This window comes from Acidovorax sp. 94 (genome assembly GCF_003634645.1).
Taxonomy (GTDB): Bacteria; Pseudomonadota; Gammaproteobacteria; order Burkholderiales; family Burkholderiaceae_C; genus Acidovorax; species Acidovorax facilis.
In genome coordinates this window covers 4,636,460-4,649,143 of sequence record NZ_RBJA01000001.1, presented here as the reverse complement: position 1 = coordinate 4,649,143, position 12,684 = coordinate 4,636,460, and the positions used below count along the sequence as shown (strand labels likewise).

General features: G+C 66.7%; 11 protein-coding genes. 10 read left to right on the top strand and 1 reads right to left on the bottom strand.

Annotation, left to right across the window (positions count from 1 at the left end; genetic code table 11):
* Nucleotides 1-105 precede the first annotated feature (105 nt).
* From C8C94_RS21420 to C8C94_RS21375, 10 genes are all read left to right on the top strand, one after another.
* Nucleotides 106-954, top strand: a complete 849-nt coding sequence (locus C8C94_RS21420; RefSeq protein ID WP_121422136.1) for a 3-hydroxybutyryl-CoA dehydrogenase — start codon at nt 106-108, stop codon at nt 952-954.
* An 87-nt stretch (nt 955-1,041) separates the two neighbouring features.
* The gene (locus C8C94_RS21415) at nt 1,042-1,875 is read left to right on the top strand and encodes a crotonase/enoyl-CoA hydratase family protein (RefSeq protein WP_121422135.1); all 834 of its coding nucleotides are present in this window, start codon (nt 1,042-1,044) and stop codon (nt 1,873-1,875) included.
* Nucleotides 1,876-2,145: 270 nt separating this feature from the next.
* Nucleotides 2,146-2,610 (top strand): MarR family winged helix-turn-helix transcriptional regulator, encoded by a 465-nt coding sequence (locus tag C8C94_RS21410; protein WP_121422134.1) that lies wholly within the window; start codon nt 2,146-2,148, stop codon nt 2,608-2,610.
* A gap of 72 nt (nt 2,611-2,682) precedes the next feature.
* On the top strand, nt 2,683-3,099 hold the full coding sequence (locus C8C94_RS21405; protein ID WP_121423023.1) for an organic hydroperoxide resistance protein: 417 nt from the start codon (nt 2,683-2,685) through the stop codon (nt 3,097-3,099).
* Nucleotides 3,100-3,102: 3 nt separating this feature from the next.
* Nucleotides 3,103-3,489: a DUF1304 domain-containing protein gene (locus C8C94_RS21400; RefSeq protein WP_121422133.1), complete on the top strand. Its 387-nt coding sequence runs from the start codon at nt 3,103-3,105 to the stop codon at nt 3,487-3,489.
* A 134-nt stretch (nt 3,490-3,623) separates the two neighbouring features.
* The gene (locus C8C94_RS21395) at nt 3,624-4,382 is read left to right on the top strand and encodes a metallophosphoesterase (protein WP_121422132.1); all 759 of its coding nucleotides are present in this window, start codon (nt 3,624-3,626) and stop codon (nt 4,380-4,382) included.
* Nucleotides 4,379-5,815 carry a bifunctional serine/threonine-protein kinase/universal stress protein gene (locus C8C94_RS21390; protein ID WP_121422131.1) on the top strand — a complete coding sequence of 479 codons (1,437 nt, stop codon included), beginning with the start codon at nt 4,379-4,381 and terminating at the stop codon, nt 5,813-5,815. Before C8C94_RS21395 ends, C8C94_RS21390 begins: the two co-directional genes overlap by 4 nt.
* Nucleotides 5,816-5,900: 85 nt before the next feature.
* Nucleotides 5,901-6,995 carry a DUF2855 family protein gene (locus C8C94_RS21385; protein ID WP_121422130.1) on the top strand — a complete coding sequence of 365 codons (1,095 nt, stop codon included), beginning with the start codon at nt 5,901-5,903 and terminating at the stop codon, nt 6,993-6,995.
* A gap of 44 nt (nt 6,996-7,039) precedes the next feature.
* On the top strand, nt 7,040-8,098 hold the full coding sequence (locus tag C8C94_RS21380) for a serine/threonine protein kinase (RefSeq protein WP_121422129.1): 1,059 nt from the start codon (nt 7,040-7,042) through the stop codon (nt 8,096-8,098).
* Between the two features lie 208 nt (nt 8,099-8,306).
* Nucleotides 8,307-9,020, top strand: a complete 714-nt coding sequence (locus tag C8C94_RS21375; protein WP_055400168.1) for a response regulator transcription factor — start codon at nt 8,307-8,309, stop codon at nt 9,018-9,020.
* A gap of 143 nt (nt 9,021-9,163) precedes the next feature.
* On the opposite strand, the gene C8C94_RS21370 is transcribed toward C8C94_RS21375, so the two are convergent.
* Nucleotides 9,164-12,448: an IPTL-CTERM sorting domain-containing protein gene (locus C8C94_RS21370; protein WP_233573538.1), complete on the bottom strand. Its 3,285-nt coding sequence runs from the start codon at nt 12,446-12,448 to the stop codon at nt 9,164-9,166.
* Between the last annotated feature and the right edge of the window lie 236 nt (nt 12,449-12,684).

Sequence of the window (12,684 nt, the reverse complement as noted above, 5' to 3'; positions counted from 1 at the left end):
TGCGCAGCGGCTTGTTGGTTCAGGTTTGACGCACGATAACCGAACGGTCGTGCGATTCCCCTTACCATTCCGGCCATCCGTTTCACTTTGAAGAGGGCTCTCTATATGACGATTCAGACCGTAGGCATCATCGGCGCAGGCACCATGGGCAACGGCATTGCACAGGCCTGTGCGGTGTCGGGCATCAACGTGGTGATGGTTGATATCTCCGATGCTGCAGTGCAAAAAGGCCTGGCCACCGTGGCCGGCAGCCTGGACCGCCTGATCAAGAAGGAAAAAATCACCGAGGCCGACAAGGCCGCCGCGCTGGGCCGCATCAAGACCTCCACCAGCCACGACGACCTCAAAGCCGCGCAATTGGTGATCGAGGCCGCCACCGAAAACTACGAACTCAAGCTCAAGATCCTCAAGCAGGTGGATGCCCTCGTGGGCCCCGAGGTGCTGATCGCATCGAACACGTCCTCGATCTCCATCACCAAGCTGGCCGCCGCCACCAGCCGCGCCGACAAGTTCATCGGCATGCACTTCTTCAACCCCGTGCCCATGATGGCGCTGGTGGAGATCATCCGTGGCCTGCAGACCAGCGATGCCACGCACGACGCCGTGAAGGCCCTGGCCGAGGCCCTGGGCAAAAGCCCCATCACCGTGAAGAACGCGCCCGGCTTTGTGGTCAACCGCATCCTGGTGCCCATGATCAACGAGGCCTTCTTCGTGCTGGCCGAGGGCCTGGCCACCCCCGAGGACATCGACGCGGGCATGAAGCTGGGCTGCAACCAGCCCATCGGCCCGCTGGCGCTGGCCGACATGATCGGTTTGGATGTGTGCCTGGCCGTGATGGACGTGTACCTGACCGAGTTTGGCGACAGCAAGTACCGCCCCTGCCCGCTGCTCAAGGAAATGGTGGCCGCAGGCCGCCTGGGCCGCAAGACGGGCCAAGGTGTTTACACCTACTGACCGTTGAACGCGCTGCGTTGTCCCCCTGGGGACGGCGCAGTCGGCGCGCCGGGTTTTCAATCGTGGAGACGAAAAGGAGACCCGGCCATGTCAGAAGCAAACACCACCACACCATCCAGCACCATGCCCCCGCCCGAGGGCTGCATTGACACCCTGGTGCTCGGCCACGTCCTGCTGATCGGCATCAACCGCCCGGCCAAGCGCAACGGCTGGACGCCGCCCATGTTCCGCCAGCTGGCCGAGGCTTACACCCGCCTCGACGATGACCCCGAGTTGCGCGTCGGTGTGCTGCATGCCATGGGCGACCACTTCACGGCCGGACTGGACCTGCCCGCCGTGAGCGCCTACATGCAGCGCGGAGAGAAAGCCATCCCCGAAGGCCTGGTGGAGCCGCACGACTACGGCCTGCCCGGCTACCGGCGCCGCACCAAGCCCATGGTGGTGGCGGTCAAGGGCATCTGCTTCACCGTGGGCATCGAGCTGATGCTGGGCGCCGACATCGTGGTGGCGGCCGACAACTGCCGCTTCTCGCAGATGGAGGTGCAGCGCGGCATCATGGCCACAGGCGGCGCCACGCTGCGCATGGCCGAGCGCGCGGGCACGGGCAATGCGCTGCTGCACCTGCTGACGGCCGACGAGTTCGGCAGCGCCGAGGCGTACCGCCTGAACTTTGTGCAGAAAGTCATGCCGGCTGGCCAGGAGCTGGATGAGGCATTGGCGATTGCCCAGCGCATTGCCGCCCAGGCGCCGCGCGCGGTGGTCGCCACGCGCCTGAATGTGCTCAAGGCCATCGAGCAAGGCCAGGCGGCTGCGGTGGCGGACTTCATCCCCGTGCAGAAAGCTCTGGCCAACAGCGAGGACGCCGCCGAAGGCGTGCGCGCGTTTATCGAGCGCCGGCCCGCGCAGTTCAGCGGACGCTGAGGTCCTGGTGGTGCGTCGCCGCCAGAGCCACCACGCGCCAGATTTCAAGCCAAATCGACCGCTAGCGCAGATAAATCATGCGCTAGCAGCTTCACTATTGATAGCACCCTCTGAGGGCGCCGTGGACGCGGCACCCCCGCATGCGCCAGCGGAGCGCGCGAATAGCACCGATGGCGCGGCGCCGCTCCCCCACCCACACAATCCCATCCATTAACAAAGTTTTTCACAATTCAATTGCGCACAATTGAATTCACACCCACAATTCACCCCATGCCCAGCCACAGCACACCCCACACTCCCAGCCCCGCCATCCTGCGGCTGGACAACCAGGTCTGCTTTGCGCTGTATTCCGCCTCGCTGGCGATGACCAAGCTGTACAAACCGCTGCTCGACCAGATCGGCCTGACCTACCCCCAGTACCTCGTGATGCTGGTGCTGTGGGAACAGGATGGCGTGACGGTGTCCGAGCTGGGCGAGCGCCTGTTTCTCGACTCCGGCACGCTCACGCCGCTGCTCAAGCGCCTGGAGGCGCAGGGCCACATTGCCCGGCTGCGCGATGTGCAGGACGAGCGCCGCGTGCGCATCACCCTCACGTCGCAAGGCCGCGCACTGCGCGACCAGGCCGAGGCCATCCCGCCCTGTGTGCTGCAAAGCAGCCAGTGCTCGATTGCCGAGCTGACGGCCCTGACCACCGAACTCAAGCAACTGCGGGACCGGCTCAGCGAGCAACGCTGACGGCCTGCAGACAACACAAACACCGATTCCCTCCACCGCCCGCCAGTGGGCAACAACCGCAAGGAAGACACCATGACCAAGCTCGAAAAAGTCCTGTACACCGCCAAGTCGCACGTGACCGGTGGCCGCGATGGCGCCGCCAAGACCGATGACGGCCGCCTGGAAGTCAAGCTGTCCTCGCCCGGCACGGCCGGCACCGGCACCAACCCCGAACAGCTGTTTGCCTCCGGCTACGCAGCCTGCTTCATCGGCGCCATGAAGGCGGTGGGCGGCAAGATCGGCATCCCCGTGCCCCAGGACGTGTCCATCGACGCCGAAGTGGACCTGGGCCCCATCCCGAACGCCTACGGCATCGCCGCCCGCCTGGCCATCAGCCTGCCCGGCCTGGACAAGGAAACCGCCCAGAAGCTGGTGGACGCAGCCCACCAGGTCTGCCCCTACTCCAACGCCACGCGCGGCAACATCGACGTGACCATCACGCTGGTGTAAGCCATGGGCCGCCAGTTGCTTCCCCGCATCGCGGTGGCCCTGGTGGCCATCGAGCATGTGTACATCCTCGTGCTCGAAATGTTCTTCTGGAACAAGCCCCTGGGCATGAAAACCTTCAACCTTACCCAGGAGCTGGCGGACGCCACCACCACGCTGGCGGCCAACCAGGGGCTGTACAACGGTTTTCTGGCGGCAGGCCTGTTCTGGGGGCTGTTCACCGGCAACCGGGTGTTCAAGATCTTCTTCCTGGCCTGCGTGATCGTGGCCGGGGTGTTTGGTGCCGCCACCGCAGCGCCCAAGATCTTCTTCAGCCAGGCGCTGCCCGCGATCATCGCGCTGGGCCTGGTGCTGGCGCTGGACAAAAAACCCGCCGTACAGCGCAGCCTCTGAGCTATCAAATCAATAGCTGCCACTGCCCTATAGAAGGACGGTGGCAGCTATTTTTTCTTTGAATCAGGGAAAGCACGGCGACCTGCAAGCTGCCATTCAGCCATGCGCGCGATGATGGGGTTGGAGACAACACCATGAAAATCGCCCTGCTGTCCGACATCCACGCCAACCGCCAGGCCCTCACCGCCTGCCTGCAACACGCCCGCGCCCAGGGCGCCGAGCAGTTTGCGCTGCTGGGCGACCTGGTGGGCTACGGTGGCGAGCCCGTGTCCGTGGTGGAGGAGGTGCGCGACCTGGCCCAGCAGGGCGCCCTGTGTGTGCTGGGCAACCACGACGCCATGGCCCTGGCGCCGCCCGCCAACCCACGCAACCGCAGCGAGCTGGGCGCGCAATGGACGCACGACCAGCTGGGCAACAGCCACATCGCGTTTCTGCAATCGCTGCCGCTCACCGCCCGGCTGGGCAACAGCGCACTGCTGGTGCACGCCAGCGCCGACATGCCCGCCCAGTGGCGCTATGTGGAAGACTCCAACGCCGCCGAGCGCAGCATGACGGCGGCCCAGGCCCTCGACCCCGCCATCCGCTATGTGTTCAGCGGCCATGTGCACGAACAGGTGCTGTACTTCCTCACGCCCACCGCCAAGCTCATGCGTTTTGCCCCCGAGCCCGGCGTGCCCGTGCCCGTGCCGCCACACCGCCAGTGGCTCGCCATCGTGGGTTCGGTGGGCCAGCCGCGCGACGGCGATGCGCGCGCCATGTATGCCGTGTTCGACGACACCGCCAAACAGATCACCTTCTACCGCGTGCCCTACGACCACCTGGCCGCCGCCGCCGCCATCCGCGCGGCAGGACTGCCCGCGTTCTATGCCGACAGGCTGGAGCATGGTCAATGAAACTGCTCGAACCCGGCACCGAGATCGACGGCTTTCGCGTGGTGGACTGCATCCACGCGGGCGGCATGGCGCACATCTATGCGGTGGACTACGCACAGGAAGGCCGCAGCACCGGCTTTGCCATGGCGATGAAGATCCCGCGCATGACGGCGGGCGATGGCGCCGAGAACATCGTGAGCTTCGAGGTCGAGCTGCAGATCCTGCCCGTGCTCAGTGGCCCGCATGTGCCGCGTTATGTGGCGGCGGGCGACCTGGTGCGCCTGCCCTACCTGGTGATGGAGTACATCCCCGGCCAGACGCTGCAGCACTGGCTGGATGCCCCCGACCACTGCGACATCGAAACAATAGCTCGCCTGGGCGCAGCCACCGCGCGCGCGGCGCACAGCCTGCACCAGCAGAACGTGTGCCACCTCGACCTCAAACCGGCCAACGTGCTCATCAAAGAAGATGGCACGGCCGTGCTGCTGGACTTTGGCCTCTCGTGCCACGCCCACTACCCCGACCTGCTGGCCGAGGAAATGCGCCAGGCCGTGGGCTCGCCCGCGTGGATCGCCCCCGAGCAGGTGGTGGGCGTGCGCGGCGACCCGCGCAGCGACATCTTTGCCATCGGCGTGATGCTGTACGAGCTGGCCACGGGCGAGCTGCCCTTTGGCGCCCCGACCACCAGCGGCGGCATGCGCCAGCGCCTGTGGATGACACCCGCGCCACCGCGCAAGCACCGCGCCGACATCCCGCCCTGGCTGCAGGAGGTCATCCTGCGCTGCCTGGAGCCCGAGGCCTCCCACCGCTACCCCTCGGCCGCCCACCTGGCGTTCGACCTGTCCCACCCCGAGCAGGTGCGCATCACCGAACGCGGCGAACGCACCGAGCGCACGCCGCTCTCCACCCATTTCAAGCGCTGGCTGCGTGCGGCGGGCATGCACTACACCCCCAGCCCGCTGCCGTCAGCGCAGATCGAAGACACACCCATCCTCATGGTCGCCGTGCCCCATGCCGATGTGAGCGATGCCACGCTGTACTCGCTGCGCCAGGCCGTGGCCCGCTCGCTGGGCATCCGCCCCGGCGCGCGGCTGGCCTGCGTGACGGTGATCTCACCCAGCGCCAGCAGCACCAGCGACAGCGAGCGCAGTGAAACCACGCTGCACCGCCAGCACATGGCCCGCCTGCGCCAGTGGACCCAGGCCCTGGACCTGACCGGGCACACCGTGAGCTACCACGTGCTCGAAGCGGGCGACGTGGCCCAGGCGCTGGTGCGCTATGCAGCCAGCAACCACGTGAGCATGATGATCCTGGGCGCCGCCACCCACGGGCTGCAGATGCAGCGCTTCATCGACACCGTGCCCATCCGCGTGGCGCGTGATGCGCCCTGCACCGTCATCCTGGTCAAACAGGCGCTGCCGTTCGAGCAGCTGGGCCAGACGTTCCCGGGCTAAGCGCCTGTTCAAGAAGTGGGCCCCGCTGTCGCCGAGGTGGCGCGGCCCGCTTGAGCCGCGCCGGGCTTTCGTTTAGCGTGGCGGCATGAGCACCACCACCCTCCTCGTGCGCCAGGACAACCTGGCCAGCACCCGCCTGTTGACCGCCGACGACACCCCGCTGGAAGGCGGCCAGGTCCGCGTGCGGGTCGAGTCGTTCGCCCTCACGGCCAACAACATCACCTACGCCGCGCTGGGCGACATGCTGAACTACTGGCAGTTCTTCCCCACCGGCGAAGCGGGCTGGGGCATCGTGCCCGTGTGGGGTTTTGGCACGGTGACAGAGTCACAGCACCCCGAGGTGGCCGTGGGCGAGCGCCTCTATGGCTACTGGCCCATGGCCAGTCAGGCCGTGCTGTCGCCCCAGCGCGTCAACCCCACGGGCTTCAGTGACGGCGCCGCCCACCGCGCGGGCCTGCATGCGGTCTACAACCACTACCTGCGCACCGGCACCGACGGGCTGTACCGCGCCGACAACGAGGACGTGCAGGCGCTGCTGCGGCCGCTGTTCATCACCTCGTGGCTCATCGACGATTTTCTGGCCGACCAGCAGTTCTTTGGCGCCCAGCGCATGCTGCTGTCCAGCGCGTCGAGCAAAACGGCCTACGGCACCGCCTTCCAGCTGGCGCAGCGCGACGGCATCGAGGTCATTGGCCTCACCTCGCCGGGCAATGTGGCGTTTTGCGAAAGCCTGGGCTGCTACAGCCGCGTGGTCACCTACGACACACTGGACCAGATCGACGGCGCGACGCCCAGCGTGTACATCGACTTTGCGGGCAGCGTGGGCCTGCGCCAGCGCATCCACGCCCACTTCACGGGCCTGGCCTACAGCTGCTCGGTGGGCGCCAGCCACGTGCAGGACCTGGGCGGCGCCGGCCAGTTGCCCGGCCCGCGCCCGGTGATGTTCTTCGCCCCCGCCCAGGTCAAGAAGCGCAACACCGACTGGGGCGCTCAGGGCCTGAACGAGCGCCTGGTGGCGGCGTGGAACCAGTTCAGCACCGCCGTGTCGGCCGGGCCGCAGCCCTGGCTGGTGGTGCAGCACCATACAGGGCCCCAGGCCACGCAGGCGCTGTTTGCGAGCGTGCTGGCGGGCAGCGGCGACCCGCGCGCCGGACATATCGCGACGATGCTGCCTGGCTGAAACGCTATGCCCGGCCGTCAAGGGCATGGCGGCGACAATGGGGCATGACCCCATTGCCCCCCGACACCGCTGCCAACGCCTCGAACGACCTACATCCCTACGCCCGCCTCACCCCCGACCAGGTGCTGGACGCGCTGGCCAGCGTGGGCCTGTATGGCGATGGCCGCCTCATGGCCCTGTCGTCGTACGAAAACCGGGTGTACCAGGCCACGCTGGAAGACGGCGAGCGCGTGGTGGCCAAGTTCTACCGCCCTGGCCGCTGGTCTGAGGCCCAGATCCTCGAAGAACACACCTTTGCCGCCGAGCTGATGGCCGCCGAAGTGCCCGCCGTGGGCCCGCTGGTGCTGAACGGCACCACTTTGCACCAGCACGATGGCTTTGCGTTCTCCGTCAGCCCCTGGCGCGGCGGGCGCCAGCCCGAGCTGGATGACTTCGAGGTGCTGGAATGGATCGGCCGCTTTCTGGCGCGCATCCACACCGTAGGTGCGGCCCAACCGTTTGTGCACCGGCCGGTGCTGGACCTGGAGACCTTCGGCCAGGCCTCGCGCGACTGGCTGCTGGGCAACGACATCATCCCGCTCGACGTGGCCGCCGCGTGGAAAACACAGTGCGATACAGCTCTTAAATTGATAGCAAACAACATCCACCAGGAGCGCGGAGAAGGCCATTTTTCCTTGAAAGATGCCACCCCCATCCGCCTGCATGGCGACTGCCACCCCGGCAACATCCTGTGGACGCCACTGGACGAGTGGGGCCGGGGCGGCCCCCACTTTGTGGACCTGGACGACGCCCGCATGGGCCCGGCCGTGCAGGACCTGTGGATGCTGCTCTCGGGCGACCGGCGCCAGCGCACCCACCAGCTCGGGGCGCTGATCGACGGCTACGAGCAGTTCCGCAGCTTCGACCGCCGCGAGCTGGCGCTCATCGAGCCGCTGCGCACCCTGCGCCTCATCCACTACAGCGCCTGGCTCGCACGCCGCTGGCAGGACCCAATCTTTCCCGTCAACTTCCCGTGGTTTGGCACCAGCGACTACTGGCGCGGGCAGGTGGACATGCTGATCGAGCAGATTGAGGCCATGCAGGAAGAGCCCCTGGTGGCGTGAGATGAACGCGCACTGAGCCGCCTGCGCTGCGGTGTGTTGTGGTGCAGGCCGCTGCGGCGCCCCGGAGAGGTGCCAGAGGCGCCCGGGCATTGCAAACGATTGTCAACCCGTGTGCACAGGGGAGCGATGTCGCGCAACATCCAGAGACGCCTTCCTGGAAAGGCGTTTTCTGACTTGCGAAGGGCGCTTGCGCCCGAAGACCGACACCATGCGCATTGCCGTCCTGCACGACGACCCCCTCTTGCCCGACATGATCCGGAGCGCCCTTGAGCGCCACCACCATATCTGCCATTTCTATACCAGCGGTGCGAGCCTGCTCAAGGACACACGGCATGAAACCTTTGACCTGCTGATCTCTGGCTGGCACCTGCCGGACATGGACGGCATCGAGGTCATCCAGCGCCTGCGCGAGATGGTCGGCCAGCAACTGCCCATCCTGCTGGTCACACGCCGCAATGAAGAACGTGACGTGATCGAAGCGCTCAACCGGGGCGCGGACGACTACATGGTCAAACCCCTGCGTGTGGGGGAGCTGGTCGCCCGCGTTGCGGCCTTGCTGCGGCGGGCGTACCCGCAGGCCATGGGCCAGCAGCTGGTCTTCGGCCCCTACCGGTTCGATCCGGAGAAGCGGCTGTTGTCCCTGCACGGCGAGACACTGGCGCTGAAGAACCTGGAATACGAACTCGCCCTTTTCATGTTCCGCAACGCGGGCCGCCTGTTGTCGCGCGCGCACCTGCGCGAAGCGGTGTGGGGCGAGCGCAGCGAAGCACCTTCACGCTCGCTCGACACCCACGTTTCACGCCTGCGCACCAAGCTGCAGTTGACGCAGCAGGCCCACGGCTATGCGATCACGGCCATCTATGGCATGGGGTACCGGCTGGACACGGTAGACACGGTGGCCCTGGCGGACCCACGCGGCTGAAACGCCGCGCGCAGGACGGCGCACAAGCCGCCACCTGCTCCTTCCCTGAACAACAAAATAAGGCCAGCACGCTTTGCAGCGTGCTGGCCTTTTGGCGTACAGCCCGCCGCCGCGAAGGGATCGCGACGGCGGTGGCGGTCGGGCTACCGGCGGCGGCCCATGGCAGGGTGCTGCCAGGCCATCAGGCCCAGCAATGCAGCCAGCAAAATCATGCCCCATTCCGACAGCGTGGGAATGCTGCTGGCAGGCAGGTTCGACACCGCCGTTGGCGCGCTGGCGGTGTTGTTGCCGGGGTTCGTGTCGCCCGGTGCGTCCAGCGTGGCCGTATTGACCAGGGGGCGCGCCCCGCTGTAGGGCGACGCCAGCGTGGTGCTGATCGTGAAGGTCCGCGACGCCCCCACCGCCAGTGCGCCCACTGCGCAGCGCACGGTACCGGCAGCATTGACGCAGCCCGTGCCGGACACGAAGGTGACTCCCGGTGGCAACACATCCACCACCTGGGCGCCATCGCTGGCCAACGGGCCGTTGTTGGTGACCACCAGCGTGTAGTCAATCGCGGCACCCGGGGCCAGGGGCCCTGCGGCTGCAGTCTTGCTCAGCGCCAGATCGGTCGCCACGGTAAAACGGCGTGCGGTGGTGTCGTGGGTCACCACGTTATTGGCCATCGTGGTCTCGGTCTCTTCCACCACCACGCTGGCCTGGTTGAAGGCCGTGCCACTCGTCGCGCCTGCCACGGTGAGGGTATCCGCGCGCATGACGTAGGTGATGGTGGCGCTCTGGCCGCTGCTCAGCCCCGGAAAGCTACAGGTCAGCGTGCCGCTGGTCGCCCCCATCGTGGGTTCGGTACACGCGCCGCCTGCATTCACCGTGAGCGCGCCCTGGTAGCTGAAGGTGGCCGTGGGCGAGGAGCCCGGTGCGGGGAAGATGTCGGTCATCACCACATTGGTGCCGAACGACGGGCCGCTGTTGTTCACAGTGATGGTGTACGTCGTCGATTGGCCCAGGTCTACCGGGTCAGCGCTGTCCACCTTGTTCACCAGGATGTCCAGCTGCGCGGCAGTGACCGCGGTGGTGGTGGTGGCCGAGTTGTTGGTCAGATCGGACTCCGCCGTGGACGTGGACACGTTCACGGTGTTGACCACCGTGCCGCCTGCCGCCGTGCCGAGCGGCCGCAACAGATAGGTCACGGTGTTCTGCGAGCCGCTAACGATGCTGCCCCAGGTGCAGGTCAGCGTGCCACCCGGGGCACCCACGGCAGGCGTCGTACAGCTGCCGCCGCCGGAGGCGCTGGCGCTGATGAAGGCAGCGTTGGCGGGCAGGTTATCCACCACTTGCACGTTCTGGGCGGTCGAGGGGCCGTTGTTGCGCACCGTGGCCACGAAGGTGATCGGTGCGCCAGCGGGCACGCTCAGGGGCGTGGCGGTCTTGGAGGCCACCAGGTCCACCATGGCCGTGACTTGGCTGGTCACGCTGCCGCTGTTATTGGTCGGGTTGGTGTCGCCGATATCCGGCGAGCGCACGCTGGCCGTGTTGATGCGGTTGCCCGTGGTCGCGATGGTGGGGCGCACGACCACCGTCACCGTGGCCTGCGCACCCGCGTTCAGCGTGCCCAGGTTACAGGTCAGGTCCACACCGGCAGCGCTGGCATTGGGAGAAGTGGTGCAGCTGCCTTGCAAAGCCGCTGCGGACTGGAAGCCGCCCGTGCTCAGCAGGCTGCCCAGGGTGTCGGTGACCGTCACGTTGTCGGCGGAGTTCGGGCCCGCGTTATCGACCGTGATGACATAGGTAAGGTTCTGGCCCGCCACCACAGGGTTGGGTACGGCGGTCTTGGACACCACGCGCAGATCGGTGCCAGTCGCCGTGGCAGTCACGGAGGCGCCAGCGCAGTTGTTGCCTGCGTTACTGTCCACACGGCCTCCACCGCCCAGCGACACGCAGGCGTTATTGACGGCGGCACCGGCACCGGTCAGGATGGCCGTGACGACCAGAGGGGTTGCATTGGTGTTGGGGTTCAAACCGTCGCTGCGCGTGCAGCCCCAGGTCGTCACGCCGTTACCCGCAAAGGGCAACGCGTCGCAAGCCCATCCGGTACCGCTGGCCGACTGAAGGGTCACTCCCGAGGGCACGACGTCGCCCACCGTGATAGCCTGGCCGCTAGGCACCGCCAGTGGACCAGTATTGCGCGCAGTCAGCGTGTAGTTGAAGGGCACGTTGGGAACCACCGGATTGATATTGGCGGTTTTTGTCATCTGCATGTCGGCGTCATTGCTGGCGGCGACGTTGATGCTGGCAGAGTTGTTGCCGAGGTCGGGGTCAGTCACGGGCGTGCTGATGCCCGCCGTGTTGGTCAGCGTGCCGGGAGCCGTGGCGGTCGCCGTGATGGTGATCGTGGGCATATTGGTGAAATTGGCACCCGCGTAGCCCGCACGGGTACAAACAATTGCAGTGTTGCAGGTCCAACCCGTACCGACCGCCGAAACCAGCGTGAGCCCCGGATCCAGGGTGTCGGTTACCGTGATCAGTTCGCCCGCCAGGGACACGCCGCCGTTCAGGCGCGGGGTGAGCGTGTAGACCACGTTGGAGCCCACCGCCACGTTGGCGATGTTGCGGGTCTTGGTGATGGACACGTCCGCGCCGGCGGTGGAACTCACGTCCACCGTGGCGGTGTTGTTGGCTGTGTTGCCGTCGGGCATGGTGGAGTTGTCAGGCTTCAAGCCGCTCACCGCGAAGGCTGCCGTCACCGTGCCGTTGGTGTTGGACACGGCTGGTACCGTCAGCACCCCAGTGGACGCGCCATTGGCCAGCGAGCTGGCGCGGGTGCAGGTGACCGTACCGCTGTTGAGCGGATAGGCGCCTGACGCCGTGCAAGACCAGCCCGTGCCCGTGGGCGTGGACCGGATCGACGCGCCAGCCGGCACCGTGAAGATGATGCGCTGGCTGCCATCGGCGGCATTCGGGCCGTTGTTGGCAGCCTGCAGCGCGTAGCTGTAGGCCTGGCCGGCCACCACGTTGGCGGCAGAAGGTGTCGCCACCAGCGCAAGGTCGGCCGCCTGCGTGGCGGTGGTGTCCTGGATGCTATTAACGTTGTTGCTGGTGTTGGGATCGGTCGTGGCGCTGCCAGCCGTGGCGGTGTTGGTCCAGACCCCGGCGGAAGGCAGCCGCACCCGGATGGTCACGGTCTGGTTGCTGTTGAACGGGATATTGCCCAACGTGCAATCGACGACACCAGCCGCCTGACTGCAGGTGCCTGCGGTGGTGGCCACATCCACGAACGTGGAGCCCACGGGGAGTGTGTCCGTCAGCGTGACGCCGGTGGCGCCGTTGGGGCCGTTGTTGTCGATGCGCAGCGTGTACGTGAAGATGCCGCCTGCGGGCCCAGGGTCCGGCGAATCCGCATGGTTGACCACCAGGTCGGCAGACTGTGCCATGGCTGCACCCGCAAACAGGCCACCCGCCAGCAAGAGCCAGCGGAAGCGGCGTACCGCGCTGTGCGCAGGGCTTGTAGCAGGCTGCGCGGGCCCACTGGATGTGCGCGCGCGCCAGAAGGCGCATGCGCCCTCCCAAGATCGCGTCAATCGATAAAGCATCAAAATACTCCTGAGGTGAATGGCTCCGACTTCCGGCCACGCCGCAACCTCACCAGGCCCCGAGGGGCTGGCAAAAA

Bases quoted from the DNA above. Each gene is read 5' to 3' on its own strand.
- C8C94_RS21420 (WP_121422136.1), top strand. From the start codon at position 106: ATGACGATTCAGACCGTAGGCATCATCGGCGCAGGCACCATGGGCAAC.
- C8C94_RS21415 (WP_121422135.1), top strand. From the start codon at position 1,042: ATGTCAGAAGCAAACACCACCACACCATCCAGCACCATGCCCCCGCCC.
- C8C94_RS21410 (WP_121422134.1), top strand. From the start codon at position 2,146: ATGCCCAGCCACAGCACACCCCACACTCCCAGCCCCGCCATCCTGCGG.
- C8C94_RS21405 (WP_121423023.1), top strand. From the start codon at position 2,683: ATGACCAAGCTCGAAAAAGTCCTGTACACCGCCAAGTCGCACGTGACC.
- C8C94_RS21400 (WP_121422133.1), top strand. From the start codon at position 3,103: ATGGGCCGCCAGTTGCTTCCCCGCATCGCGGTGGCCCTGGTGGCCATC.
- C8C94_RS21395 (WP_121422132.1), top strand. From the start codon at position 3,624: ATGAAAATCGCCCTGCTGTCCGACATCCACGCCAACCGCCAGGCCCTC.
- C8C94_RS21390 (WP_121422131.1), top strand. From the start codon at position 4,379: ATGAAACTGCTCGAACCCGGCACCGAGATCGACGGCTTTCGCGTGGTG.
- C8C94_RS21385 (WP_121422130.1), top strand. From the start codon at position 5,901: ATGAGCACCACCACCCTCCTCGTGCGCCAGGACAACCTGGCCAGCACC.
- C8C94_RS21380 (WP_121422129.1), top strand. From the start codon at position 7,040: ATGACCCCATTGCCCCCCGACACCGCTGCCAACGCCTCGAACGACCTA.
- C8C94_RS21375 (WP_055400168.1), top strand. From the start codon at position 8,307: ATGCGCATTGCCGTCCTGCACGACGACCCCCTCTTGCCCGACATGATC.
- C8C94_RS21370 (WP_233573538.1), bottom strand. From the start codon at position 12,448: ATGGCACAGTCTGCCGACCTGGTGGTCAACCATGCGGATTCGCCGGAC.